The organism is Acidiphilium cryptum JF-5 (assembly GCF_000016725.1).
Classification (GTDB): domain Bacteria; phylum Pseudomonadota; class Alphaproteobacteria; order Acetobacterales; family Acetobacteraceae; genus Acidiphilium; species Acidiphilium multivorum.
On the sequence record NC_009467.1, the window covers coordinates 34,833 to 60,590 of the forward strand.

The following is a 25,758-nucleotide window of genomic DNA, read 5'->3' on the forward strand; positions in this document are numbered from 1 at the left end:
GGCCCAAATGCCGCTGGTCGCACTCGTTGGCTCACCGCCGATTTCCGGAATACGCGTTCCTCTTGATCAAGGAGGGCAAAATCGGGGTCATGTGAACCCAGTATTCGTACTGCTCGATGAGGGCCGTCCGCCTCCAGCTTCACGGCCTAGCCCAATACTTGGCCAATTTCGTCCGCATCCCGGCGCTATCAGGTGAAATCACTCAGCGATCACCCGCGACGCTTGGGCAAACCGGCCAGAATCGAGCGAAGGTCATCGATCACGCCGGCGACGCTACGCTGTCTTTCAGATGGCGGTTGCGGCGCCGCGCGACTTCGGCGGTATTCTGGTGTTGACTGGCGGCCTTCGACCAAAAGCCGGTGGCGCGGTGCTGAGACAGATGGTTGTCCCGTCGTCACCGCCACCGACGTCGGGCGCACCGTGCCCGCCTTCAAACCCGCGCCGGGTTCAGACAATTCTGACCAGGATCGAAGCCGGTGGCGCCGAGCGTATGGGGGTGCTGATTAATTGAGTATTTTCCGAGTCTTGTCTTACTCTTACGATCCCGCCGTAATCAGCTTATCGCAACTCACTCTAATCCGATTGCTGTGACGAGCGAGAAACGACCATGGAACGGGAATTGCTGATGGGGTTCGGGACGCTATTGACGCCATTGCCACGGACCACGTCAGGTCACCTTCCAAGTTTGCAAATTGTACATGATCCGTATGATATTTTCGTGTCCGTTGTGAGTAAGAAACGGCATGTCGTAATCATCGGCGCGGGCTTCGCGGGGCGGCTGCGCACTGTCGAGGGTCGGCTGTTGCAGCTGCGCTTCTCCGAGAAGTCCCTGGCGCCAAGCTGCGACGGCGCTGCACATGTCGATGTCGCCGGCGATCTGCCCGCCGCCGCTGAATGGCGTGCCGACCGGGACGCCGCCCGTCCCGCGCCGTAATCCGGCTTCTGCCCCGCCTGAGCAAAGGTCCTCCGCCCGGACCGTCCGGCCCATGCCTCTCGCGCCACTCTGCACCGGAAGGCATAAATGAATCCGATCGTCGACCTTCGCCGCTACTCCTTCAAACGGGGCAACCGCGCCCGGCAGGGCTCCGTCTGGAACGACGCCTCGCCGATCCGCGAGGAATTGTTCGGTGCCGAGCGGCTGGAACAGCACGCACGAAGCCTCGCTGCCGCCCAGCCCATCACCGCCCGGCCGCCTTCCGCCCCTTCGCTGCATACCCGCCTGAAGAGGAATGCCGGTGTGCTACTCGCCGCCTACCGGGCAACGGCTGCCGATGTCGAGGCAGGCCGCACCGTGGTGCCGGCCGCCGAGTGGCTGCTAGACAATTATCATCTCGTTGAGGAACAGGTCCGGGAGATCCGTGACGACCTCCCGCCTAGCTATTACCGGTTGCTGCCGAAGCTCGCCGAGGGGCCGTTCGCCGGCTACCCTCGCGTGCTCGGCCTCGCCTGGGCCTATGTCGCCCATACCGACAGCCATTTCGATCCCGAGATGTTGCGCTGCTTCATCGCGGCCTATCAGCAGGTCGAGCCGCTGACCATCGGCGAGCTGTGGGCTGTGGCCATCACACTGCGCATCGTGCTCATCGAGAACCTGCGCCGGCTGGCCGACCAGATCACCGCCGGGCGTCGGGCGCGCCGAGAGGCCGACCTGCTCGCCGACCGGCTTCTCGTCTCGGGCGAAGCCCGGGCCGCGCTCGACGCCGACATCCTGATCCGCTCGCCGGAACCGCTGGACGAGGTCTTCGCCGCCCAGCTCGTCAAGCGGCTCAGGGACCGGGACCCGCGGATCACGCCGGCACTGGGATGGCTGGAGACACGACTGGGAGCCCAAGGCGCATCGGTCGAAGGTGTGGTGCAGCATGCTCAGCAGCGGCTTGGCGCCTCCAACGTCAGCGTGCGCAACGTCATCACCAGCATGCGGCTGATCTCCGACATCGACTGGGCCGAGATGTTCGAGAGCGTCAGCCTGGTCGATGATCGGCTGCGGGCGGGGAGTGCCTTCGCCGCGATGGATTTTTCCACGCGCAACCTCTACCGGAGCGCGATCGAGCAACTCGCCCGCGGCTCCGTGGCATCCGAGCTCGACATCGCCGGGCGGGCGCTGCAGGCCGTTGCGTCGGTGAACGCCACAACGCAGGATGCGTCGACCGGGCCGGCCAGCGATCCCGGCTTTTATCTCATCGGCGATGGGCGGAGCGCATTCGAACGGACGATCCGTTTCCGCCCGCCCGCCCGGCTTCGCCTTAGCCGCCTCAGCATCCGGCTCGGCATAGGTGGATATATCGGCACGATCATCGCCGTTACGCTGGGCCTCATCGCGCTGTCACTCTGGGCACTCTCATCCGCCGGCCTTTCCAGCGGCTGGCTCGTTTTGTTCGCGGTCATTGGCTTCGTCTCGGCAAGCGAACTGGCGACCGCACTGGTCAACCGGGGCGTGGCATGGATGTTCAATGCCACCAGCCTGCCGGGCCTCGAACTCGCGGGCGGCGTCCCGACCTCCTTGCGCACTCTCGTCGCCGTGCCGACGCTGCTCACCAGCGAAGCCGACCTTCAGGAACAAGTCGAAAGGCTGGAAGTTCATTTCCTCTCCGGTGCCGGCGGCGATATCACTTTTGCCCTTCTGTCGGATGGCATGGACGCCGACTGCGAGGTCCTGCCGGACGATGCGCCATTATTGGAGCTCGCCGTGCAAGGGATCGAGCAACTTAATCTGCGTCACGGCGCCGGCCCGGCCGGCAACCGCTTCCTCCTGCTGCACCGCCATCGCCTGTTTAATCCGGGCGAAGGAAAATGGATGGGATGGGAGCGCAAGCGCGGCAAGCTGCATGAGCTCAACCGCCTGCTGCGCGGCGCGGACGACACCTCCTTCATGGCCGTTGGTGGCCGGCCTCCGGAGGTCCCGGTGGATGTGCGCTACGTGATTACGCTCGATGCCGACACCCGCCTACCGCGCGACGCCGCGCTCCGGCTCATCGGCAAGATGGCGCATCCGCTGAACCGGCCGAAATTCAACGCTGCCGAGCGGCGGGTGGTAAGCGGCTACGGGATCCTCCAACCGCGGGTGACGCCCTCGTTGCCAATCGGCCGCGAGGGCTCGTTCTATCAGCGGGTCATCTCCGGCGGCGGCGGCATGGACCCCTATGCGGCGGCTGTTTCCGACGTCTATCAGGACCTCTTCGGCGAAGGTTCCTACACCGGAAAAGGCATCTATGAGATCGATGCCTTCGAGGCATCGCTTGCCGGACGCATCCCCGACAACACGCTGCTCAGCCACGATCTCTTCGAGGGCGTGTTTGCACGCGCTGGCCTTGCGTCGGATGTCGAGGTCGTCGAGGAATTCCCTTCGCGCTACGATGTCGTCGCCAAGCGGCAGCATCGCTGGATGCGCGGCGACTGGCAGTTGCTGCCGTGGATCGTGGGTGACGGTGCAGGATGGCGCGGCCTGACCACGGTCGGGCGCGGTAAGATGCTCGACAATCTGCGTCGCTCCGTGGCGGGGCCGCTTACATTGCTGGCACTGGGCTTATGCTGGCTGTTTCCCGTGCCGGCGGCACGGATCGGCACGCTTCTGGTCATCTCCACTGTCGCGGTTCCCTCCTTCCTGCCGATCCTCTTCAGCCTGCTTCCGGGCCGCCCCGACATACGCGTACGCAGCCACTTGGCCCGGCTGCGGTCCGATCTGTGGCTCGCCGCAGCCCAGACATTGCTGTCGCTCGTCTTTCTCGCCGATCAGGCATGGCGTGCGGGCGATGCCGCGATCCGCACGCTGCTGCGGCTGCTCGTGACGCGCCGCCATCTGCTCGAATGGACGACGGCCGCCAAATCCTCGGCAGCGCCGCGACTGGATCTCATCGGCTTCTATCGGCAGATGTCGAGCGGCACGGTGCTCGGCCTGGTAATTACAGGGGGCGCGCTCACCCTCTCGCCATCCATCTGGCCGCTCATCCTGCCTTTCGCCTTGCTCTGGCTCGGCGCGCCCGCGATAGCGCAATGGGCGAGCCGTTCGCCAAAGGTGCCGCTGCGCCTCGCCGTCGGTGAACGGGAAGCACGCGACCTGCGGCTGATTGCCCGGCGCACCTGGCGCTTCTTCGAGACCTTCGTCACCCCGGCCGACAACATGCTGCCGCCGGACAATTTCCAGGAAGTGCCGAAGCCGGTGGTCGCGCGCCGCACCTCGCCGACCAATATCGGCCTCTATCTGCTCTCGGCCGTCGCCGCCCGCGACTTCGGCTGGGCCGGCACGATCGAGACCATCACGCGGCTGGAGGCGACCTTCGCCACGCTGAAGAGGCTGCGCCGCTTCCACGGGCACTTCCTCAACTGGTACGGCACGCAGGACCTCGCGGCATTGCCGCCCGCCTACGTCTCGTCCGTCGACAGCGGCAATCTCGCCGGTCATCTCATCACGCTGGCCAATGCCTGCGAGGAGTGGCGGGATGTCCCCGTCGGCGCGAGTGCGCGCGCGGGCATCGCTGATGCTTTGGCCTTGGCCCGCGAGGCGATGGCCGGCCAGTCCGGTGCGGGCGGTTCGCAGGGGCAGGCGCTGACTGCGGCGCTGGACGAGATCGACGTCCAACTGAACGGCGTGCAGACGCTGGAAGCGACGGCTCCGATTCTGAAACGGCTTACCGACAAGGCCACGAGGATCGTGCTGGAGACTATTCCGGCGACGGGCGACGACGGAGTCACCGACATCGTCTATTGGACAAACGCGCTCGGTAAGGCGGTGAGCGAACATGAGCGCGACCGCCTCGAGCTTCTGGCAGTGCCTGCCGCTACACGGGATCGCCTGACCGCGCTGGCGGATATGGCACGGGCCATGGCCATGGAGATGGACTTCGCCTTCCTGCTCGATCCCGAGCGGAAGCTGCTCTCCATCGGCTATTCGCTCGCCGAGAACGGCCGCGATCCAAGCTGCTACGACCTTCTGGCGTCCGAAGCGCGCCTCGCCAGCCTGTTCGCCGTCGCCAAGGGCGATGCGCCAACCCGCCATTGGTTCCGACTCGGGCGGCTTGCGACGCCACTCGGCAACGCCTCGGCACTCATCTCCTGGTCGGGATCGATGTTCGAATACCTCATGCCGTCGCTGGTGATGCGAGCGCCGGCCAGCAGCGTGCTCGAACAGACCAACCGCCTGGTGGTCGAGCGCCAGCAATCCTACGCGCGGTCTCTCGGCGTTCCGTGGGGCATGTCGGAATCCGCCTACAATGCGCGCGACATCGAATTCACCTATCAATACGCCAATTTCGGCGTGCCTGGCCTCGGCCTCAAGCGCGGCCTCTCGGAGAGCGTCGTCGTGGCGCCCTATGCGACCGGCCTTGCCAGCATGGTGAATCCCGAGCGCGCGCGACAGAACTATGCCCGTCTCGTCGAGCTGGGCGCGCAGGGCCGCTACGGCTTCTATGAAGCGCTCGACTTCACCCGTTCGCGGCTTCCGGAAGACGAGGACGTCGCCATCGTCCGCAGCTTCATGGCCCATCACCAGGGCATGACCATCGTCGCCATCGCCAACACGCTGCTGGGCGGCGAGATGCGCGCCCGATTCCATCGCGAGCCGATGATCCGGGCGAGCGAGCTGCTGTTGCAGGAACGCTCGCCGCGCGACGTCGTCGTGGCCCGTCCCCGCGCCGAGGAAGTTCGGGCCGCCGCCGTCGATGCCCGCAGCGAGGGGGCGATGGTGCGCCGCCTGACCGCGCCCGCTCCCGGGGCGCCGATTACGCATCTGCTCTCCAATGGCAGCTACGCCGTCATGATGACCGCCGCCGGCAGCGGCTACAGCCGCTGGGGCGACATCGCGGTGACGCGCTGGCGCGAAGACGCCACGCGCGACGACTGGGGTTCCTTCATCTTCCTGCGCGACATGCGGGGCGGCAGCATCTGGTCCGCCACCACGCAGCCGATGGCGGACGCTGCGGGTGAAAGCGACGTGGTGTTCGGCGAGGACTACGCCGAGTTCATCCGTCACGATGTCGGCCTGACCACGACGATGGATGTCATCGTCTCCGGCGAGCACAACGGCGAGGTTCGGCGCGTCTCGCTGACCAATAGCGGCCGGCGGACCCGCGAGATCGAGCTGACCTCCTATGCCGAGCTCGTCCTGACCACGCCGGCCGCCGACAATGCCCACCCGGCCTTCGCCAAGATGTTCGTCGAGACCGAGCATCTGCCTGAGTTTGGTGCTCTCATCGCCACGCGGCGACGTCGGGCGCCGGGCGAACCGCAGATATGGGCCGCGCATTTCGCGGTGGTGGAAGGCGAGGTCGCCGCAAATCCGCAATACGAGACCGACCGCGCGCGTTTCATCGGACGTGGGCGCAGCATCGGCACGGCCGAGGCTATGTCGGGCGGCCGGCCGCTCTCGAACAGCGTGGGAACGGTGCTGGACCCAATCTTCTCGCTGCGTCAGAGCGTTCGAATCGAGCCGGGCAAGGTCGCGCGTGTGGCATTCTGGACCGTCGTCGCGTCGTCGCGGCCGGAACTGCTCGATCTGATCGATGCCCATCATGATCGCAACGCGTTCGACCGTGCTAAGACCCTGGCGTGGACACAGGCGCAGGTCCAGCTTCGACACCTCGACGTGGACGCAGAAGAAGCCGCCGACTTTCAGAGAATCGCCGCGCCGCTGCTCTATACCGACCGGCGCTTCAGGTCGCCGTCCGAGACGATCACGCGCGGTGCCGGCCCGCAGTCTGGTCTGTGGCCGCACTCGATCTCTGGCGACCTGCCGATCGTGCTGCTTCGGATCGACGATGTCGAAGACATGGCGCAGGTGCGCCAATTGCTGCACGCCCATGAATATTGGCGCATGAAGCGCCTCGCCGTGGACCTCGTTATTGTGAACGAGCGGGCTTCCTCCTATGTGCAGGACCTGCAGATCGCCATCGAGGCCGCGGTACGGACCAATCAGTCGCGTCCGCTGCTGGGCAAGGAACCGGCGCAGGGGTCCGTCTTTATGCTGCGCGCCGATCTCATGAGCGTGGAGGCGCATGCGCTTCTGCGCTCGGTCGCCCGGATCGTCCTTGGGGCCCGCGGCGGCACTATCGCTGACCATTTCGCTCGCCTGGGTCCGCCGTCGAATCCGCCTCCGGTCCAGCGCCGGGCGCGGGCTTTGACCCCGATGCGTGAACCCGCGTCGTCGCGCGAGCCGCCGAAGCTCGAATTCTTCAATGGCCTGGGCGGATTCGACAAGGACGGGCGGGAATATGTGACCATCCTCGAACGCGGCCACACCACTCCGGCACCGTGGATCAACGTCGTCGCCAATGCCTGCTTTGGTTTCCAGGTTTCGGCTGAGGGCAGCGGCTACAGCTGGGCGCAGAACAGCCGAGAGAACCAGCTCACCCAATGGTCGAACGACGCGGTCGCCGACCCGGCGGGCGAGGCGATCTATGTGCGGGACGAGGAGAGCAGCCATCTGTGGAGCCCGACCGCGCAACCGATCCGAGGTGACGGCACCTATGTCGCGCGGCACGGCTTCGGCTATAGCAGGTTCGAGCATGAAGCGAACGGCGTCGCCCTGGACCTGCTGCACTACGTGCCGCTCGACGATCCGATTAAAATCTCGCGCTTAAGACTTACCAATCGGTCCGGCCGGCCGCGCCGGCTTTCCGTCACCGCCTATGCGGAATGGGTACTCGGCACTTCGCGCGGGGCGTCGGCTCCGTTCATCACCACGGAGATGGACGCGCAGTCCGGAGCGATGCTGGCACGCAATCGGTGGAGCGTCACCTTCGGCTCTCGCGTCGCCTTCGCCGATCTCGCGGGGCGGCAGACCACCTGGACCGCCGACCGCACCGAATTCCTCGGCCGCGATGGCGGACCTGCGTCTCCTCTCTGCCTTGCAAGCAAGGTGCCTCTGTCCGGGACGACCGGCGCCGGCCTCGATCCGTGCGCTGCGCTGCAGACTGTAGTCGAGCTCGGCATCGGCGAGACGGTCGATGTCGTCTCCTTCCTCGGCCAGTGCAGCTCAGTAGACGAGGTGCGGGCACTCGTCGATCGCTATCGCCACGCCGATCTCGATGCTGCGCTCGCCGCCGTGACGCAGCACTGGCATGACGTGCTCGGCGCGGTCCAGGTGAAGACGCCGGACCGGGCGATGGACATCATGCTGAATGGCTGGTTGCTCTACCAGACGCTCGCCTGCCGCATAACCGCACGCTCGGCCTTCTATCAGGCGAGCGGCGCCTATGGCTTCCGCGACCAGTTGCAGGACGGCATGGCGCTGACGCTGGCTCTGCCCGCGGAGACGCGGGACCATATATTGCGCGCCGCCGGGCGGCAGTTCGTCGAGGGCGACGTCCAGCATTGGTGGCTGCCGCAATCGGGCCAGGGAGTTCGCACCCGCATCTCCGACGATCATGTATGGCTCGCCTTCGCCACCGCGACCTACATCGACGGAACCGGAGACGCCGCAATCCTCCACGAGCCCGTGCCTTATCTCGACGGCCCGGTCCTGCGGACCGAAGAGCATGAGCATTTCTTTCAGCCGATGCCCTCGGATATCGTGGAGCCGCTCTACGAGCATTGCGCCCGCGGCCTAGATCATGCCGTTGCTCTCATCGGCGAGCTCGGCCTGCCTTTGATCGGCACCGGCGATTGGAACGACGGCATGAATCGCGTCGGCGAGGCCGGCAGGGGCGAAAGCGTTTGGCTCGGCTGGCTCCTCGTCCGGACCATCGAGATGTTTGCGCCCTTCGCCGGCGAACGAGATCCCGAGCGCGCCCGCCGCTGGCGGATTCATGCTGCCTCGGTAAGGCGGGCCCTGGAGCGCTCGGCCTGGGACGGCGAATGGTATCGGCGGGCGACGTTCGACGACGGCACTTGGCTCGGCTCGAAGGACAGCGGCGAGTGCCGCATCGATTCCATAGCACAGTCCTGGGCTGTGCTGTCGGGCGCCGCTGATAGACTGCGCGCCACCACCGCCATGGCCTCGCTGGAGCGTCGTCTGCTCCGCACCGACGCCAAGCTTGCCTTGTTGTTCACACCACCCTTCGACCATACGCCACTAGATCCCGGCTACATCAAGGGCTATCCGCCGGGCCTGCGCGAGAATGGCGGGCAATACAGCCACGCCGCGATGTGGGCGATCCTCGCCTTTGCAAAGCTCGGCGCCGGCGACAAGGCGCATGATCTGTTCGCGCTTCTCAATCCGATCAACCATGCCTTCACCGCGGAAGAGGCCGAGCGCTACAAGGTCGAGCCCTATGTCGTGGCCGCCGACGTCTATTCCGTCGCTCCGCATGTGGGGCGCGGCGGCTGGAGCTGGTACACCGGCTCGGCCGGGTGGATGTATCGGGCCGGCGTCGAGGGCATTCTCGGCATCCGCCGGGAGGGGGATTTCCTCGTCGTCGCTCCCTCGATTCCGGAGGCATGGCCGGGATTCAAAGCGACGGTGAGGCTGGGTGAGGGGGTCTGCCGAATCGAAGTTCGCGCTATCGCCGGGGGCGAGGAGCCTTATTCGGTGCTCGACGGCGTTCGCAGCCCGTCACCGGACAGATCGGCTCGTATTTCCCTCAACTGCCAGAGTCATGATCTGCTCATGTCCATCTAGGGCTTGTGGGGATTCATCGTGAGTTGATGACGGCTGCGGCGAGGTGGATCATTGCCTGGAAGCTCTGGTCTGTTTTGCAGGCGCGCAGGGCGATGCGTTTGAACTCCTTTAGAGTCCATTTCGAATCGGATTATTAACGAGCCAATCTGCGTAGCAGGAGAATGCTGGACGCGGCGTAGAGGAAGGCCTCGACACTCTCGATAGTGGCTTCGAAATCCTTTGCCAGCCGCCTGTTGCGATTGATCCAGGCGAAGAACCGTTCGACGACCCAGCGTCGAGCGATGACGGCGAAGCCGACCTGGTTGTTGGCCTTGCGCACCACCTCGATGCGGATCGGGCTGGCGTCGGCGACACGGGGCCCGGCATAGCCGCCATCTGCGTAGCCCAGCGCCACAAACGGCCAACTCGCACGCGACGCACGGAGCAGCGGTCCAGCCCCGTCACGATCCTGGATGGCCGCCGAATGGGCCTGCAGCTTGAGCGCCCGGCCGTCGGTATCGACCATGGCGTGCCGCTTGCGCCCCTTGATCTTCTTTCCAGCATCGTACCCCCGCGTGCCGCCACTCTCTGTCGTCTTGACGCTTTGACTGTCGATCACGGCCGCCGTCGGACTGGCCTCGCGACCCACCCTCTCGCGGTCGCGCATCACCAGATGGTGGTTGATCCGCTCCCAGGTGCCGTCGTCGCGGAACCGGGCAAACCAGCGATACGCCGTGGGCCACGGCGGAAAGTCCTTCGGCAGCAGGCTCCAGGCAATCCCACCACGCAAGACGTAGAAGATCGCGTTGACAATCTCGCGCATCTCCCACTTCCGATGCCGGCCGCATCGGCTCGGCGCGGGCAGGAACGGCGACAGGAGCAACCACTCCGCGTCGGTCACGTCACTTCCATAGCGCAGTCCGGTGCGGCTATGCTGCGCACGGGTGGTTGGCGTCCACATGGTGTCTCCGGCAAGGCTTCGAACACCTGCCCGGAATCACATTTGGCCCAACCATCCAACCCCTCATCAAAAACGTTCCGACCCCATTCCGAAATGGCCTCTTAGCATGCAGAAGAAATTCTCGATCAGATGACGCCATTTGTAGGTTTCGTGGTCGATTTTCAGCTTCAGTGCCCGGGCCGGGTGCTGGGAAATGCCGATCCTGGCGCCTCTTTCGTTGAGTTCTGCGACCAGAGCGTTGCTGTCGAATGCCTTGTCTGCGATCAATCCACCGAATTCGACGTTGTCGATCAGTGGCGGGACCTCGATGCTGTCATAGCGATTGCCCGGCATGAGACGAAAGCGCACAAGGTTGCCCAAGGCATCCGTCAGCGCCAGAATTTTGGTTGTCATGCCACCTTTGGAACGGCCTATGGCCTGGCTTTGAGTCCCCCTTTTGCGCCCTGGCCGTGACGGTGGACTTTGACGATCGTGGCGTCGACCATGGCGTATTCCATGTCGGGTTCATCAGATACCGCGTCGAAAATCCGATGGCCATCTCGGAAGAAACTTCCTGCTCGGCGTCGACGGTGATGCCATCAACGCCGTCCTCGCCGGCGTCGGACACAACCCCCGCCTCCTCCGCAGATGGTTGATCAGGCTTCTTTGTGCCCTCCTCGCATGGCTCTATGCCGCAAACCGCTCACCAAGCCTCGGCTTCGCCCACCGCCAGATCACATAGTTCACAGGTGACCACCTAAATTCAACTTGAGACGTCGTGCTATCCGTCCGGCAGCACGAAGCTGGTCGCCAGTCGAACTGGAAGCTAATCGACCATGTAATCACGGCGAATTGGCAACGCGTCCAGCCGCTTTGTCAACTGGATCTGGAACACTACGTTCGTCCGCATCCGGAAGCCGATCTCGCACAGGACGAGATAGAATTCCCACATCCGGTAGAACCGCTCGTCATAGAGGCGCACCACATCCGCCCGCCGCGCGACGAAACGCTCGCGCCAGTGCCGCAGCGTCTCGGCATAATGCAGCCGCAGTACCTCAACATCGGTTATGATCAGGCCGCTCCACTCCACAGCGGCGGCAATCTCCGACAGGGATGGCAGGTCGGCCCCGGGAAAGATGTATTTCCGCAGAAACGGATTGATCGGCGCGGGATGATCCGAATACCCGATCGTGTGGATCAACGCGACGCCGTCATCCGTCAGCAGGTCGCGCAGCTTCGCAAAGAACTCTGCATAGTTCCGCTTTCCCACATGCTCGAACATCCCGACCGAAACGATGCGGTCATAAGGACCCGCTTCGTCGCGGTAATCCTCCAGATGAAACCCCACGCGCTCGGCAACCCCGGCTGCCGCGGCCCGCTCGACGCTCAGTCTGTACTGCTCGGTGCTGAGTGTCACGCCCGTAACCTCGGCATCGCAGTGCGTCGCGATATCGAGGCACATGCCGCCCCAGCCTGAGCCGATGTCGAGAACCCGGAGTCCGCGCCGGTCGAGCAGCAGCTTCGCCATGATGTGCCGCTTCTTGTTCGCCTGCGCCGTCTCCAGATCATCGTCCGGCGAGTGGAAATAGGCGCAGGAATACTGCATGTCCCGGTCGAGAAACATCGCATAGAATTCGTTCGACAAATCGTAATGATGGGCGACGTTGCGCCGCGCCCGCGACATCGGGTTCGACTGCCGCACGTGGCGCCGGGCCCGGTTGAGCAGCGCAAGCCATGGCAGCGACCGCGCCTGACTTGCATTGCGCCCGATCACGGCAGCGAAGTCATAGAGCGTGCCCTCTTCAATCCGCAGTGCGCCGTTCATGTATGCCTCGCCCACCGTGAGCGCCGGATTGACGGCAAGCCGATACTCCATGGCCTTCGACATCAACCTGATTGTCGCGCTGGGCGCGGAGCCGTCGCCGACCTTGTGCAAGCGGCCTCCGGCATCGATCACGCCGAGGCTGCCGTCGTGCACGAGCGATTTCAATATCGAAATAAACATTGCGCCCGTTCGGTTCGCGTCTTTCCATATGCCAACGGGAGATTGGCTCGTCCGACACAATGATATCGCCAATGAGCCACGGTTCGCAACCGTTCATGGTCCGTTGGCCGGATCAGCCGCTTCTCGTTCTACTCGATCCGCGTGAGGCCTTAGGGCCTGATAACGGGCGCGAAGACGCCGGCACCGAGCAGCACTGAACGTCCGCTTCCGGGATCACTCGAACGGCCGTTCAACGGCAGCCGTGGGTCAGGGTGAACTTTGGCTGCGCGACGGCAAGGCTGAAGCGGCCCTCGATCCATGGCCCGGGCTGGGCGGGGCAGTGCAGCACTGCGCCATTCCGCTGTCCCACCCTCGGGTTTTGGTGTCCGCCCCCGTGGTACCGTGATCTCGAGCGGGCCGAACGAGCCGAGGATTTGCCGATGACGGGTACCATGGCGATATCCGACGGCCGCTTCGCCACCCCGGCGGTATTGCCCCCGCCCGAGCGCCATCGTCAGCTCTTCCTCAAGCATGATCCTTGCCATGCTCCAGCACCATCCGGACCGCTCGCTCCCGCACCTCAGGCGAATACCGTACCGATGTCTGCCACTTTTCCATTGCTCCATCCTCAATAGTTGGAGCCTCAGGGATTCCCGGCGCGGTTCATTTCAATGAAACCGCCGATCCGATCCCGGACGCCTGTCTCGATCGGGTCGAACCACGCCGTCGCGTCAAACAAGCTGGTTCTCGTTGACCCCGTGCTATTCTTCTCCATGGCGTGATCTCCATCGGCGCTCGAACGTCGAATCTGGTGGTTGAACTCACCTTGGCATTACGCCACCCAGAATTTCCACACACTTCAAAACGCCACCAAAACCAGCGCTACCACCGTCAGCCAGGACCGCTACCGCGCTGCCCTTGCCGGACTCGAACACATTTTCACCCTCATTACTATCCCAAAGCGTTGAACAGCCCTCACTGCGGCAGTAGCTGGGCGTCTCTGTCACGGTGAGTCGAATACTATGACGCGGTGAATGTGACGGTGGCGGGCCCTGCTGCCATCGGGCGCACGCCGTCGTCCGGCTACGGCTCGGGGACAGGTGCCAACTGACGCACTCTGTCGCTTGCCGGGCCAAGCGCCTCCGCGAGGCAGGCGACGACCATGTCGTGCAGCGAACCTGCATAGATATCGGCGGCCACGGCAGCACGCAGCCTGTCGTCACTCACCATGTTGGAGGGCCAAAATCCGACAAGAATGCAAACCGACGGGCTGCGTGCCCGCAGCCGACGCACGGTGTAGCGCAGATCGGAGGATGTGCCGGCAATGCCGGAATAGGTCAGGCAGACCATCTGCACGCCCACGATGTCGAGCGTGTCGGCCGCACGCAGGCTAACGGCTTCATGCGTCACGACGCTGGCGCCGATCCCGCGCTTGCCGAGCAGCTGAGCGAGCATCGCCGACGCCAGATCATCGAGCGGGCCGCGGCCGGCCACGCACAGCACCGCGGAAGGGGCCTGCCAGTCCGGCGACAGGCCGACCGGCTCGCCCAGCCCGGCAGGCGGCCCGGGCTCGCGCGATTCCGGCGTTGCCTGCCGATCTGACGGCAGCCTCGCCGGTCCCGCGGCAGTCAGAAGCGTATCGCTGTCGTCATGGTCGCCGATTTCCTCCAGCAGTCCCTGCACCCCGGCGATGATCCGAATGGTCTGCGCCTCGGTCAGCACCCCGCGCTCGATGTCGATTGTGGCCAGTCGCAAGCCGGGGATCGCGACCTCATCGTAGTATGCCGACAGCGTACACGACTTCAGCAGCTGCTCGGCGTCGTCTTGCACTTCGTCCAGTCGGCCTGCCAGCATCCGGTTGTAGAAGCTCTCTACCGGCGTCAACGCTGAACGGTCGCCGAGCAGCACGTCGAGGAACTTCAATCGATCCACATGGCGGCCCAGAATGACCAGACAGAGTGTGAGCGGCATCGACAGGATCAGCCCGACCGGCCCCCACAGCCAGCTCCAGAAGATCGCCGCGACCACGACGGACAGCGGCGACAATCCGGTGCTGTGCCCATATGCCATCGGCTCGATCACCTGGCCCATCACGCCCTCGCTAACCACGAACAGGGTCCCCGTCCACAGCAGCATCGACCAACCCGGATCGACTGCCGCGGCAAGCGCAAGCGGTAGCGCGGCCGCGAGCCACGGGCCGATATACGGAATGAAGCGCATGAGGATCGCCATGATGCCCCACAGCACCGCGCTCGGCACGCCGATGACGAACAGACCGAGGCCGATCATGCTGCCGAATGCAGTGTTCAATGCCAGCAGGGTCAGGAAGTACCGGCTCAGGCGGTGCCCGGCCTCATCCATCGCGGTCATCGTCCGGTGCAGATCGCCGGTGCCGAGCATGCGGATGAGTCGGTCGCGCAGATCCTCGGGCCGCAGCAGAATGAAGATCGCCACAACCACGACGATGGCCGTAGTCATCAACGGCGATAGGATCGGCGTGAGGACGCGCCTCGCCAGCTTCATCAGCGACGGTTCCGGCTGATGGACCTCCACCGGTATCGGCTTCGCGGCCGCGTTGGTGGGTGCCGCGGCGGACGCTGCACTGACGGTCGTGCCGGCGCTCGCCGGCGCGCCGGCCGACGCGTGGCTGTCGCGATTGATTTGGCTGCCCATGCTCCCGACGAAAGCGGAGAGGCGGCCAAACGTCGCGCTCTGAACGGCATCGACCTTCTGCTGGATGGTGTCCGTATAACGCGGGATGTCGTCGGCAAGATCGGCGACCTGGGTGCCGATCAGGCCGGCGGTGCCGAGGATGACGCCGAGCGCCAACAGCACTGCGAGTACTACCCCCGGCACCCGCCCCAGCCCGGTGCGGCGGAGCAGATTTACCAGCGGGGCGAGCAGGAACGACAGCAGCACCGCCAGCGTGATCGGGATCAGCACGTCGCGGGCGATCGACAGCGTGGCGACCGCCACCACCACGCTGATCAGCGTCATCAGCCCCGAGGTGTCATTGATCGCGGCTGGCGTGCCCGGTCGCGCCCGTGGCGGCGACAGATCTATCATCAACGTAGCCGTGGTACTGGTGTTACGAGCATCGGCGAACCCATTCAGCGGTGCAAGGCCGCGCGTTTGGCGTGGTCATTGTTCAGAAGCCAGAACGTCGCGATCTGGCGCGCGGCGGACAGATCCGCGCGCGCCAGATACGGGCTGGTGCGGCCGCTCCCGGGCAGGCTGGCATCGACGGGAAAGCCATGCCCGATCGCGGGCAGCGTCCAGATCTCGACGGCGGGCGGTCGATCGGGCCGGCCCCAGGTCCGATGCCGATGCCCCGATGCCACGTTGTCGGTCCTCGGCGCCGTATCCTGGCCATGCAACTCGCCCCATTGCGCCGCGAGTATTTCGGCGTTCGCCGGATCAACCGTGCGATCTCGGCCGCCTTGCCAGATCGAGACGCGTGGCCACGACCGTCGTGAACGGGCCTGCGTCACTGCACGGACGTCGCCAGCGAGCGCCTGCCGCGACCGCGACATGTTTGCCCGTCGCATGTGAAGCATCGCTGCGACCTGGGTTTGCGCGCAGCCGACCGGCATGCCCGCGACAATGCCCCCCGCAGCGAACACCGCAGGGTATGCGGCGAGCATCGCAGCGGCCATGCCGCCGCCGGCAGAAAATCCGACAATGTAGATTCGTCTTGGGTCGGACCCATAGCGTGCGACCGCGACTCTCAGCATCTGGCGAATCGACATCGCCTCGCCGCCGCTCCGGCGGACGTCATCAGGGCGGAACCAGTTGAAGCAGCGGCCACGGTTGTTCGCGTGAACCTGTTCGGGCACCAGCAGCGCGAACCCCAACTCGTCCGCCAGCGCGAGCCAGCCGGACGCGTTGGCAAAGGCTGCGGCATCCTGGCCGCAGCCGTGCAGGACGACGACCAGCGGCCGGCCCGCGGGCAGCCGGGCGCGGGCATGAACCAGCATCCTCAATGCGCCGGGATTGGAGCCGAACCCGACGACTTCCGACACGCAACCTGCCGACATGCGAGCCGCCGACACCGGCCGATCCACCAACGCCCGCTTCCAGACGCGGGCGGCATCCTTTACCAGCGCCGCGGCCTGCCGCCGCGCGACTTTGGTGGCGCGGGAGTGGCGTGCGATAGCGTTCGCCCCACCCAGCCACATGCGCATGAATGGGGTCTTTCCAGTCAACCTTTTCGACAAGACACTCACCTCACGTCTGCAACACCTTCTTGTCCGCACCAACGGCCGGCTTGGTGCACTGTCTGTCTCACCGCGTGAGCTGTCTGATAGCGTGACTATCATCCGATCATATGCTTCAATCCGATCGGCTGTTGCTCTTGAAGCGAATGTATCTGTGATGTTCTCAGACATGGGCACGCTTGGGCAGGTTGCGATCAACCACCGCCGAGCGCCGATGGATCTGCCTTGGCGTCGCGCCAGACATCGGGTGGGGCACTCAAGCGCGCGCTGCGGATGTGAACGCAGCCGTCCCACATAGTAGCGCGCGTGCGGAATGCTATTTCCGGACGGAATCCTTCAGACCGCCGACCGTATTCTGCACCCTGCCCTCGGTCTTGCCGGCACGTCCTTCGGCTTGCAGCTTGGCATCGCCGACGAGTTTACCGACGGCCTCTTTCACGGCGCCCTTGATCTCTTTCGCCAATCCAGCTACGCGATCCTTGTCCATCAGCCGGCTCCCGTTACGATCTCTGCTAAGGCTTTGCACGAAACCCGGTGCGGCTCGTTCGCTGTCGATCGCTATACTGGATCGTGTGATCCGGCCTGCCGAGGCCTCAATAATTAGCAGGGCCTCACTTCCCATAGAAGGCTCGGAAACTACGCATCTCCGGCTCTGCGTACTCGCCCCGTGGAGGCCGCGCCAGGGCGGGCGTCTCGAGGAGGCTTATCACACTTCATCAAAGCGTTCGACGATGCGGTCGCGGCATACCCCGGCGCGGCGACCAGCTCAGCCGCCACCTGCGGCTCCAATGTAGGGCACACATATACGCTCCGACGCCCGCGAGAGGCCCGCCAGGCCACGGCCCGAGCGTTCCGCGAAGGGCGCGTGGCGGGCGTCCGGTTCGGCATGCCTTCACGCGCACGCGCGCCGGCGCGACGCGCTCATCCGCGCGATGCCGAGGGCGGCGCATATGCCAACTCGGCGAGCTCTTCGAACGCGGAGATCAGTGGCTCGGTCCGGACATCTCCGACCGTGACACTCGATACCTCATGCTCGGCAAGGCTGTCCAGCATCCGGGTAACGCATCGCCGAATTGCCGGATTCCGAATCCGACTGAATCTATCGGCGATCTGGTCGATATCGTCATATTGGCGCATGTCCACGGCGGCCTGCCCGACGCCGCCCGCGGCGCGACCGCCGACCGGACACCCGGTTTCGGCCTTTGGCGCCTGCGGCGAGGACGCCGAATCCGTGTAGAAATAGGCGAGGTCCACGCCGAGCGCCTGCGCTAACCGGAACAGGTCCGCTGGTGCGACATGCTGTATGCCGCGCTCGTAGGCGGCGATCCCTCTCACTGGCACGCGCAGTGTCATCGCCAGTTGCCGGCGAGAGAGTCCAATTTCCGCGCGCCGTGCCGTGATCTGACCGCCGATATGGGCGTCGAGAGATGCGACCTGCAATGACACTATGTTGCGCGGACGGCCTGTTCTGTCATCCATGTTCCATACCCCACCTATTGACGGCACGCGCGAAGCGAGCGGTCGAGCCTACAATCTGGCAGACCCGACCGCTCGCCGGACAGCCTCGGAAATTACTCATGCAGCGCGGTGGCGGCGCACGCCATCGCGCTACTCCATCGTCGTCGAGCGCGTGGTCTGCGTGGTCGTGGTCACGGGCGCGCCCAGCATTGGCGGCGCCGCCGCGGTCGCTGTGGTCGAGGTGCTCGTATGTTGCGTCGTCGTCGTCGTCGCGGTGTCCGGCGAACCGCCACCGCAGCCGGCGAGGACCAGGACGGCCCCGCTCATCCACGTGGCAAGCAGAATGCGTGCCGCGGTGGTCTTGTTCGATCGCATGATGTCCTCCGGTTCATTTCGTGGTCGAGTATGGAGACGTTGTGTCGGTCGTGGTGCTAGTGTGTGGCACAGGTGTAATCGTGGTGGTGCTGGTGGACTGGCTGACCGCACCGTCTTCGCTGCCATAGGTCGTCTTCCGCGATTGCGACGTATTCCCGGCCGCATCGACGCTGCGGCTGGTTTCGGTCGTGCTCAGCGTGCCGCTCGGCGACGGCATGACCGGCGTCCACGTCATCGCGGTAGGCTGTAGCGTATGGGCGGTGGATGTTGTGGTCGTCGTCTGCGCGTTCGCGCCAGCCGTCGCCAGAGCGAGGCCGGCGCCGAGCGGCGTGATAACCTGAATGCGGTTCATGGATTCTTTCCTGCTTTCAGGGTGTTTAAACGTCACCTGGGCGGGTTCCGGTTAACGGGGCGAGAGGTTGATCGTGCTCGGACTGGTGAGACCGCCGACGGCTGCACCCACGCCACCGCCGATCAGCGCGCCACCACCCGGCCCGATGCCGGTCACCGAACCGACAACCGCGCCCGTCCCTGCGCCGATCGCAGCACCGGACAGGGCACGGCCTCCCGGCGAATAGCCGCAGCCGCCGAGTAGCAACCCGGCTCCGGCGGCAACGGTGAACCAAGCCAGTCTATACGATCTCATGCTAAAGCTCCTGATGGACGCGCCATGGTCGCGCGTCGGGTCCGCAGCACCTCTGTGTTGGCCGGTAGGCGGGTGTTTGACGCGCATGCCGAGATAGTCGCACTGCTCAACATGGCGACCCGCGAAACGATCATGCAGGACCGGAATCTACGTAGTTCCCAGTGGAAGAAATCCGATCTCGCCAATGTGGCCGAGGCTTCCGAGCGCGCGCGATACCGAGCCTTGCAAAGCCGGGGCGCGGCATTGTGGGCTATTTGGCCGGAGTCTTGTCCACCTCGACGGTCTTGGAGTGGGCCCTTCTCAGCGTGCGCCGTGGGCGCAGTCGAAAATTCCTCCCACTATGTCCAAGACGTCACCTTCGCCGAGAACGTTGGCGTCTTGGATTGTGTGGAAATTGCCTGTGGCGGCGTCTCTGGTTTGGGGAGCCTGACGAGGTCAGGCGACGAGATTAAGATGCATTGAGGCAGGAGGTTCTCCGAGGCTCTGCCCACAAGACGCGCCTGGTCAAGGACTACGTGGCCTCGACCGCGGGGCGTCTGACGCTGCATTTCCTTCCAGGCTGCGCGCCGGAACTGAACCCGGACAAGTTGGTCTGGAGCCATGTGAAGCGCACCGGCGTGGCCAGGAATCCGCTGCGCAAGGGTGAGAAGCTGCGTGATAAGATCGACGCCCAACTCGCCGCCATCAAGCGAGTACCTGCACTCGTGCGCTCATTCTTCCTCGCCCCCAGTGTAGCCTATTACAGACTGGTGAGTAAGAGTCCGGTTGAGGCTGCCTACCCAGTTGATCGTCACGTTGCATCCGCAGCCGCATATTCACGACCTGTGTGAATATGCGATATGCATGTGTTAGACAGACAGCCCCTATGCAGCGATCCCAAGTTCCTGCGCCGATCGTTCCTGTTATTGTCCGCATCGACTGTCTCGGCACCGCAGGCCCGCTCCGAAAAACATGATACCGAGAATTGCCAGATCAGGTAATTCAGGAACGATCGGCCACTCGGAAAAGTTCGTAAGCTTTACCGAGACCTATCTGGCAGGTGGTTTGGCCGCTTCAACCGTCTTGGCATGGGCCTTCTCTGAATGCGCCATGGCCGCGGCAGCATGCAGCTTTGCGGGTTCGTGCTCACCCATGTTGAGATGGTGCGCGGCCTCGAGGTGATGGTGTTCTGCTACGGCGTGATGCGATGCCGCAGCGATATGCACGGCGGCCGCCGGATGATTGGGGGCCGATTGATGGGTGCCGGGGCTCACAGCGGCGGGATTCGCTATTGTCATGTGACTTCTCCAGAAATGGTCCAAGGTTACCGTTCGTGGGAGGCATATGATAGCTTGCCCAAGAACAAACTCAAGATATCAGACCATCGCATTGCCCGGGAGGCTCGGGAAATACTTACATCGACAACTATCCGACGTCACACTTAGAGTCGGTCCAAGATGATATTCTGTTCTGACAGAGCCTTCGTAGCATCAGCCGAATTGAGGCCCAGAGGATGAATGCCAGGGCGTTTCGGTTGAGGCACTCCCAATCCATGCTCAGGCCTGGCATCGGTTCAACCAGGCAATGATGCGTTCCCCATGCGGTGATCGCGATCCGGCGGTTTGATCTGTCAAACTGGGGCGCGATGCGAGCGGGTGGTCCGCTTGTTGGAACCCAGGGAGGCAATCATGGCGCACTACGCAGGACTGGACGTTTCGGACAAAGACACCGCCATTCACGTTGTGGACGACTACGGGAAGCTGGTCTGGCGGGGCAAGAGGGCCAGCGAGCCGGAGGTGCTCGCCGCGGCCCTGCGCCGGCATGCGCCCGAACTCGTTCGGGTCGGGCTCGAGACCGGACAGTTGGCGCCGTGGCTCTACCATTCGCTCAAGGATGTCGGTTTTCCGGTGATCTGCCTCGATGCGCGCCATGCACGCATGGCGACAGCGTCGCAGCGGAACAAGACTGACGCACCCGACGCTGAAACTTTGGCGCAGTTGGTCCGGACTGGCTGGTATCGGGAGGCTCGTGTTTAGGGCTGGGCCGCACACGCCATGCGCCGTCTGGTCGGTGCCCGTTCACAACTCATCGGTATTTCAATCGATGTGTCGAACCAGATCCGCAGCACGTTGAAGACGTTTGGGCTGAGGGCGACAGGCGGGGCCGGATGCGTCTTCGAAGCGAAGGTGCGCATCGCGCTGGAGGGCCGGCCCGAGGTCGCCGGCGTGGTCGAGCCGTTGCTTGCGGCCTGGCGCGCCGTCCGCGATCAGATCGCCGTACTGGACCGCAAGCTGATGGCCGCGGTCAAGGCCGACCCGACATGTCGGTTGCTGATAACCCGTCCGGGTGTCGGCGTAGTGGTTGCCGCAAGCTTCAGCGCCGCCGTCGACCAGATCAATCATACTCAGAAGACCGCCCTTTCTGCCGCGATACGAGTTGCTCCCGCTGATGATCGCCAGGATAGAGAACAGCAGGACACGCGGCAGCTTGTAGAGCTTCCCTTCCGCGCAGCGCAGATCCGGGACTTCCGCCAGGATATCAAGCAACGGACTGCACGTGGGCACTGCAACTTCCGAATCGGTCGCCTTCCCAAGAATCCGAAACCCCGCCGGTCGGTAACCCCTATATTCCCCAGAAAATCAGTTGGCACCGCGGTGTTTCGCATCGGACTCACCCCGGCTCAGAAATTAGCGTTGAACAGTCCTGAGGAATCCCCCGCGAGTCGGTATCATTGTGCAAGGCTATTACATGACACGCAATACGAGAACGATAATCACAACCAGCACTACCAGTCCCAGAAGTCCACCGCCGATATACATGGCTTCAATCCCTTTCTGATATCCCACAGTGATTATTCGACTGAGCAACACGGGTGTCGGGTGTGCCCCGCATTTGCTGGATCGTGGACGCCCCTTCCACAGGCCGTTGGCCACAATTGTTTTGAGACGCAGAGAATAGAGTGGAACATTTATCGGGAATGTATGCCGGCGCGGGGAGAGTCGGAAACTACTCAACCTTCGCAGCTGGACACCCGCATTAACCCTGTGAAGGTTGTAGAATTCGTGATTATGGGATGGCCCGCCCCTCTCGTGGCGATCGGGTAGGATCGCCGCTGGTTTGGAGAGAGGAGCAGACCGATGGATATCATGATTCTCGGCATCGATCTTGGGAAGAACTCTTGCAGCGTGGTGGGCATGGACGCCGCCGGCCGGGTTGTTTTGAGGCGGAGACTTCGGCGGGGAACGTTGGAAAGTTTCGTTGGCGAGCTTGGGTCGTGCATTGTGGCAATGGAAGCATGTTGCGGCGCTCATCACCTCGGGCGGATTTTCGCCGCGCGGGGCCATGAGGTGCGGCTGATGTCGCCGGAATATGTCCGTCCGTACGTGAAGGCGCAGAAGAACGATGATCTCGACGCGGAGGCGATCGCAGAGGCTGCGACGCGGCCAACGATGCGTTTCGTGCCGGTGAAGAGCCAGGACCAATCTGATCTCCAGGCTTTGCACCGAGCCCGGGAGCGTCTCGTCTCGGAACGGACGGCGCTGATCAATCACTTGCGGGCGTTGCTGCTGGAGCGAGGGATCGTCGTTCCGCAAGGCCGGAGGAAACTGGAAGCCGAGCTTGAGACATTGGCCGAAGATGGCGGTTTTGCCGCGTTGAGCCCGCGCATCCGGACGTTGATCGAAGATCTTCGGGCGGAATGGCGTTCACTCGACCAGAGGATCACCGGCTTCGACGCCGAGTTCGTTCAGTTGGCTCGTGACGACGTGGCTGTGCGACGTTTGACCAAAATCCCAGGAATTGGAACGATAAACGCTACGGCGCTGGCGGCGGCGGTCGGCGAGGCGCAGGCATTCAAACGTGGGCGAGACATGGCGGCGTGGCTGGGGCTCGTTCCACGGCAAATGACAACGGGAGGAAAACCGCGCCTGCTCGGCATCAGCAAACGCGGCAATCGTTATTTGCGGAAGAACTTGATCCATGGCGCACGAGCGGCGCTGCCTTATCTTGTCGAACGCGATACGCCGTTGGGCCGCTGGGCGCGGGGATTGCTCGATCGAGCTCATAAGAACGTGGTCGTAGTCGCGCTGGCCGCGAAGCTGGCTCGGATCGCATGGGCCGTTTTGGCGCACGGTTGCAATTACGACGCCCAATTCGAAGCGGCGGCTGCGGCCGCATGACGGAATCGCCCGAACAGCGCTCACAGTTGGGCGCGAAAGGGCAGTCGATGTCTGCGTGAGGTGAAAGGAAGATGGCCTGACAGTCGAACGGCGGCTTGAAAACCTGACTCATTGAACGGCCTCCGAGGCCGGCGTGATTATGAGGATCAGGCCGCGCGGATCTCCATCTTGGCCGGGTTCGAAACCCGAGACCGGATACGTTGAAGCAGACTGATTAGAGCCAGATGAAAATCACCCCTTGCGGACGGGGCGGGCCATACGTTCACTGAGGCCCGCCGGCATCGAATGTGCCAAGGTAGGGTCGAATAACCAATCCGATGAAAGGGCCGCCAGATGGAATGCAAGCGGATTTCGATCGACACGTCCAAGCATGCTTTCACGATCCACGCGGTGGACGAGAAAGAACGACCGGTTTTGCGCCACGACCTCCGGCGCGCGCAGATCGAGCGGTTCTTCGCCCGGCTGGCGCCGACCGAGGTGGCGCTCGAAGCCTGTGCCGGGGCGCACCACTGGCGCCGGCGGCTTATCGCCTTGGGCCACCTGGTGAAGCTGATCCCGCCGCAATACGTGAAGCCTTTCGTCAAACGCGGCAAGAATGATCGCAACGATGCTGAGGCCATCAGCGAGGCGGCGTCTCGGCCGACGATGCCGTTGGTGCCGGTGAAGACGGTGGCGGAGCAAGCCGCGGCGGTCATAGTCAAGCATCGAGAAATGCTGGTTGGGCAGCGGACCCAGACGATCAACGTGCTCCGCGGGCACGCGGCGGAGTTCGGTATCGTCGCGGCCAAAGGCAAAGGAAATGTCGAAGCGCTGCTCGCTGCCCTGGCGGCCGAGCCGACGATCCCGGAGATTGCGAAGGCGATGTTCGCTGAAATGGGTCGGCACGTCGCCGATCTTGATGCGAAGATCGTGGCAGTCGACCGACAACTCCTCGAGCAGCACAAGGGAAGTCCGGTCAGCCAGCGACTTTGGGCGATCCCCGGTGTCGGACCGATCACCGCGATCACCATGGCGCTGTCGGTCAACCCGGCGAACTTCGAGAGCGGGCGGCATTTCGCGGCCTGGCTCGGGTTGACGCCACGGGAGCATTCCACGGGGGGCAAACATCGCCTGGGGCGGATTAGTAAAGCCGGCAATGAGAGGTTCCGACAGCTGCTAGTGGTGGGGGCAACGGCATTGATCCGCGTCGCCAAGCCAGGGCGGCGGTCGGCCACCGCTTGGCTGCTGGGACTGCTGGAGCGCAGGCCACGGAAAGTCGCGGCGGTCGCTCTGGCCAACAAAGTCGCCCGGATCATCTGGGCGATGATGGCGCGTGGTGAGGCTTACCGGCATCAGCCGGCCTCGGCCTGATCCACGCACCGGTGCCGGGGTTCAAGGGCGTTAGGAGAAGATGACGATCGGTCGATCCGACGAATGGCACACATCCAGTGCGCGACAAAGGCATCTCAAATGCCGGTTGATTGTTTTGGAATGCCATTCGCGGAACCCATCTGGGCCGGCGGCCGTGATGCCGCATCAAGAGGCCGGACACATTACCGCAGTCGAACCGCCCCCAAATCTTCCCGCCGTCCACTTGAACCCCGCGGGCCGTCCACACATGTCGCGCGACAGAGGCGGTCGTGACTTGGGGCGGGTGGATGGAGGCGTGGTCGCTATTCGGGCTTTCGGAGCATATTGAGCGTCTGAGCAAGACTGGGGACCCGCTGGAGGTTCTGGAGGCGCAGGTCGATTTCTAGCATTTCCGTGGCTGGCTGGTTGAATGGCTGGGTTACGGCGCCGGAGCCACGTGCGGCCGTCCTCCCTTCAATCCTGTTTCGATGTTCAAGGCGCCGATCCTTCGGGACCAGCACAATCTGAGCGATGCCAGGATGGAGTTCATGATCCGTGACCGCCTGTCCTGGACGCGCTTCCTGCGCTTTGATCTTGGCGTACCGACGCCGGATGAGAACACGATCCGGCTGTTCCGTAACAAACTGACCGAGACCGGCACGCTGGAGCGAGTGATGAGGGCGTTCGACTGGCGGTTGCAGAACAAGGGCTACATCCCGATGTCGGGCCAGATCGTCAATGCGTCGCTGGTGCCGATGCAACGGAACACGGACGCGGAGAAGGAAGCGATCAAGGCTGGCAAGACGGCCCGTGAGATCTGGCCGAATGAGCAGAACAAGGCGGCCCAGAAGGACACGGATGCCCGGTGGACGCTGAAAATTGGTGGCAAGATCCGGTATCGGCCGGACGGCACGCCACTGCCCCAGATTGCGCTGCCGGTGTTCGGCTACAAATCCCACATCGCCATCGACCGGCGCTTCGGCTTCATCCACGAGAGTGCTGTGACCTCGGCCGCGCAGCCGGATGGGAGGATGCTGTCATGACTGGTGAGCACACAGAATTCCTCTTCGGAGGTTTGGGCGGACAGTGCCTATCACTACTTTGGCAGAAGTTTGTTGTGATG

At 63.9% G+C, this 25,758-nt stretch carries 16 protein-coding genes and 5 pseudogenes; 7 read left to right on the top strand and 14 right to left on the bottom strand.

The window, feature by feature from the left end:
* Positions 1-667: 667 nt before the first annotated feature.
* Positions 668-1,150, bottom strand: a complete 483-nt coding sequence (locus ACRY_RS19975) for a hypothetical protein (RefSeq protein ID WP_231295200.1) — start codon at positions 1,148-1,150, stop codon at positions 668-670.
* On the opposite strand from ACRY_RS19975, the gene ACRY_RS00155 reads away from it, so the two are divergent.
* Entirely contained in the window at positions 1,121-9,550 is an 8,430-nt protein-coding gene (locus ACRY_RS00155; protein ID WP_231295201.1) for a GH36-type glycosyl hydrolase domain-containing protein, read from the top strand. The genes ACRY_RS19975 and ACRY_RS00155 overlap by 30 nt on opposite strands.
* A 133-nt stretch (positions 9,551-9,683) precedes the next feature.
* On the opposite strand, the gene ACRY_RS00160 is transcribed toward ACRY_RS00155, so the two are convergent.
* The gene (locus ACRY_RS00160; protein WP_011930548.1) at positions 9,684-10,490 is read right to left on the bottom strand and encodes an IS5 family transposase; all 807 of its coding nucleotides are present in this window, start codon (positions 10,488-10,490) and stop codon (positions 9,684-9,686) included.
* Between the two features lie 66 nt (positions 10,491-10,556).
* Positions 10,557-10,883 carry an IS5 family transposase gene (locus tag ACRY_RS00165; RefSeq protein ID WP_011930547.1) on the bottom strand — a complete coding sequence of 109 codons (327 nt, stop codon included), beginning with the start codon at positions 10,881-10,883 and terminating at the stop codon, positions 10,557-10,559.
* A gap of 118 nt (positions 10,884-11,001) precedes the next feature.
* On the opposite strand from ACRY_RS00165, the pseudogene ACRY_RS19980 reads away from it, so the two are divergent.
* A pseudogene (locus ACRY_RS19980) lies at positions 11,002-11,211 on the top strand (IS5/IS1182 family transposase); the annotation flags it as partial.
* Between the two features lie 84 nt (positions 11,212-11,295).
* On the opposite strand, the gene ACRY_RS00170 reads toward ACRY_RS19980, so the two are convergent.
* The 10 genes and pseudogenes from ACRY_RS00170 to ACRY_RS19320 form a co-directional block, all read right to left on the bottom strand.
* Positions 11,296-12,534 (bottom strand): SAM-dependent methyltransferase, encoded by a 1,239-nt coding sequence (locus ACRY_RS00170; protein WP_231295202.1) that lies wholly within the window; start codon positions 12,532-12,534, stop codon positions 11,296-11,298.
* 242 nt (positions 12,535-12,776) lie between these two features.
* Positions 12,777-12,986: pseudogene (locus tag ACRY_RS20505) on the bottom strand (transposase); the annotation flags it as partial.
* A 110-nt stretch (positions 12,987-13,096) separates the two neighbouring features.
* Positions 13,097-13,228 carry a hypothetical protein gene (locus tag ACRY_RS20310; RefSeq protein WP_269214161.1) on the bottom strand — a complete coding sequence of 44 codons (132 nt, stop codon included), beginning with the start codon at positions 13,226-13,228 and terminating at the stop codon, positions 13,097-13,099.
* A gap of 308 nt (positions 13,229-13,536) precedes the next feature.
* Positions 13,537-15,519, bottom strand: coding sequence for an AI-2E family transporter (locus ACRY_RS00175; RefSeq protein ID WP_011930506.1), 1,983 nt, complete (start codon positions 15,517-15,519; stop codon positions 13,537-13,539).
* A 44-nt stretch (positions 15,520-15,563) separates the two neighbouring features.
* Entirely contained in the window at positions 15,564-16,637 is a 1,074-nt protein-coding gene (locus ACRY_RS00180; RefSeq protein WP_050751056.1) for an alpha/beta hydrolase family esterase, read from the bottom strand.
* A gap of 349 nt (positions 16,638-16,986) precedes the next feature.
* Positions 16,987-17,157: a CsbD family protein gene (locus ACRY_RS19310; protein ID WP_011930545.1), complete on the bottom strand. Its 171-nt coding sequence runs from the start codon at positions 17,155-17,157 to the stop codon at positions 16,987-16,989.
* A gap of 434 nt (positions 17,158-17,591) precedes the next feature.
* Positions 17,592-18,149 carry a helix-turn-helix domain-containing protein gene (locus ACRY_RS00190; protein ID WP_011930509.1) on the bottom strand — a complete coding sequence of 186 codons (558 nt, stop codon included), beginning with the start codon at positions 18,147-18,149 and terminating at the stop codon, positions 17,592-17,594.
* Positions 18,150-18,278: 129 nt separating this feature from the next.
* On the bottom strand, positions 18,279-18,503 hold the full coding sequence (locus ACRY_RS19315; RefSeq protein WP_043508772.1) for a hypothetical protein: 225 nt from the start codon (positions 18,501-18,503) through the stop codon (positions 18,279-18,281).
* Between the two features lie 13 nt (positions 18,504-18,516).
* Entirely contained in the window at positions 18,517-18,855 is a 339-nt protein-coding gene (locus tag ACRY_RS00200; RefSeq protein ID WP_011930511.1) for a hypothetical protein, read from the bottom strand.
* A 51-nt stretch (positions 18,856-18,906) separates the two neighbouring features.
* A complete protein-coding gene (locus ACRY_RS19320; protein WP_043508773.1) occupies positions 18,907-19,149 on the bottom strand; it encodes a YMGG-like glycine zipper-containing protein in 243 nt (80 codons plus the stop codon).
* Between the two features lie 485 nt (positions 19,150-19,634).
* Between ACRY_RS19320 and ACRY_RS18210 the strand changes: the two are divergent.
* A pseudogene (locus ACRY_RS18210) lies at positions 19,635-19,889 on the top strand (transposase); the annotation flags it as partial.
* 288 nt (positions 19,890-20,177) lie between these two features.
* Here the strand turns inward: ACRY_RS18210 and ACRY_RS18215 are convergent.
* Positions 20,178-20,426, bottom strand: a complete 249-nt coding sequence (locus ACRY_RS18215; RefSeq protein ID WP_155856277.1) for a hypothetical protein — start codon at positions 20,424-20,426, stop codon at positions 20,178-20,180.
* A 390-nt stretch (positions 20,427-20,816) separates the two neighbouring features.
* Here ACRY_RS18215 and ACRY_RS00210 point away from each other — a divergent pair.
* The 4 genes and pseudogenes from ACRY_RS00210 to ACRY_RS00225 all read left to right on the top strand — a co-directional run.
* Positions 20,817-21,542: pseudogene (locus tag ACRY_RS00210) on the top strand (IS110 family transposase); the annotation flags it as partial.
* 723 nt (positions 21,543-22,265) lie between these two features.
* A complete protein-coding gene (locus tag ACRY_RS00215; protein ID WP_011930539.1) occupies positions 22,266-23,306 on the top strand; it encodes an IS110 family transposase in 1,041 nt (346 codons plus the stop codon).
* 333 nt (positions 23,307-23,639) lie between these two features.
* On the top strand, positions 23,640-24,656 hold the full coding sequence (locus ACRY_RS00220) for an IS110 family transposase (protein ID WP_011930538.1): 1,017 nt from the start codon (positions 23,640-23,642) through the stop codon (positions 24,654-24,656).
* Between the two features lie 287 nt (positions 24,657-24,943).
* Positions 24,944-25,675 (top strand): annotated as a pseudogene (locus tag ACRY_RS00225) (transposase); the annotation flags it as partial.
* Positions 25,676-25,758: the final 83 nt, after the last annotated feature.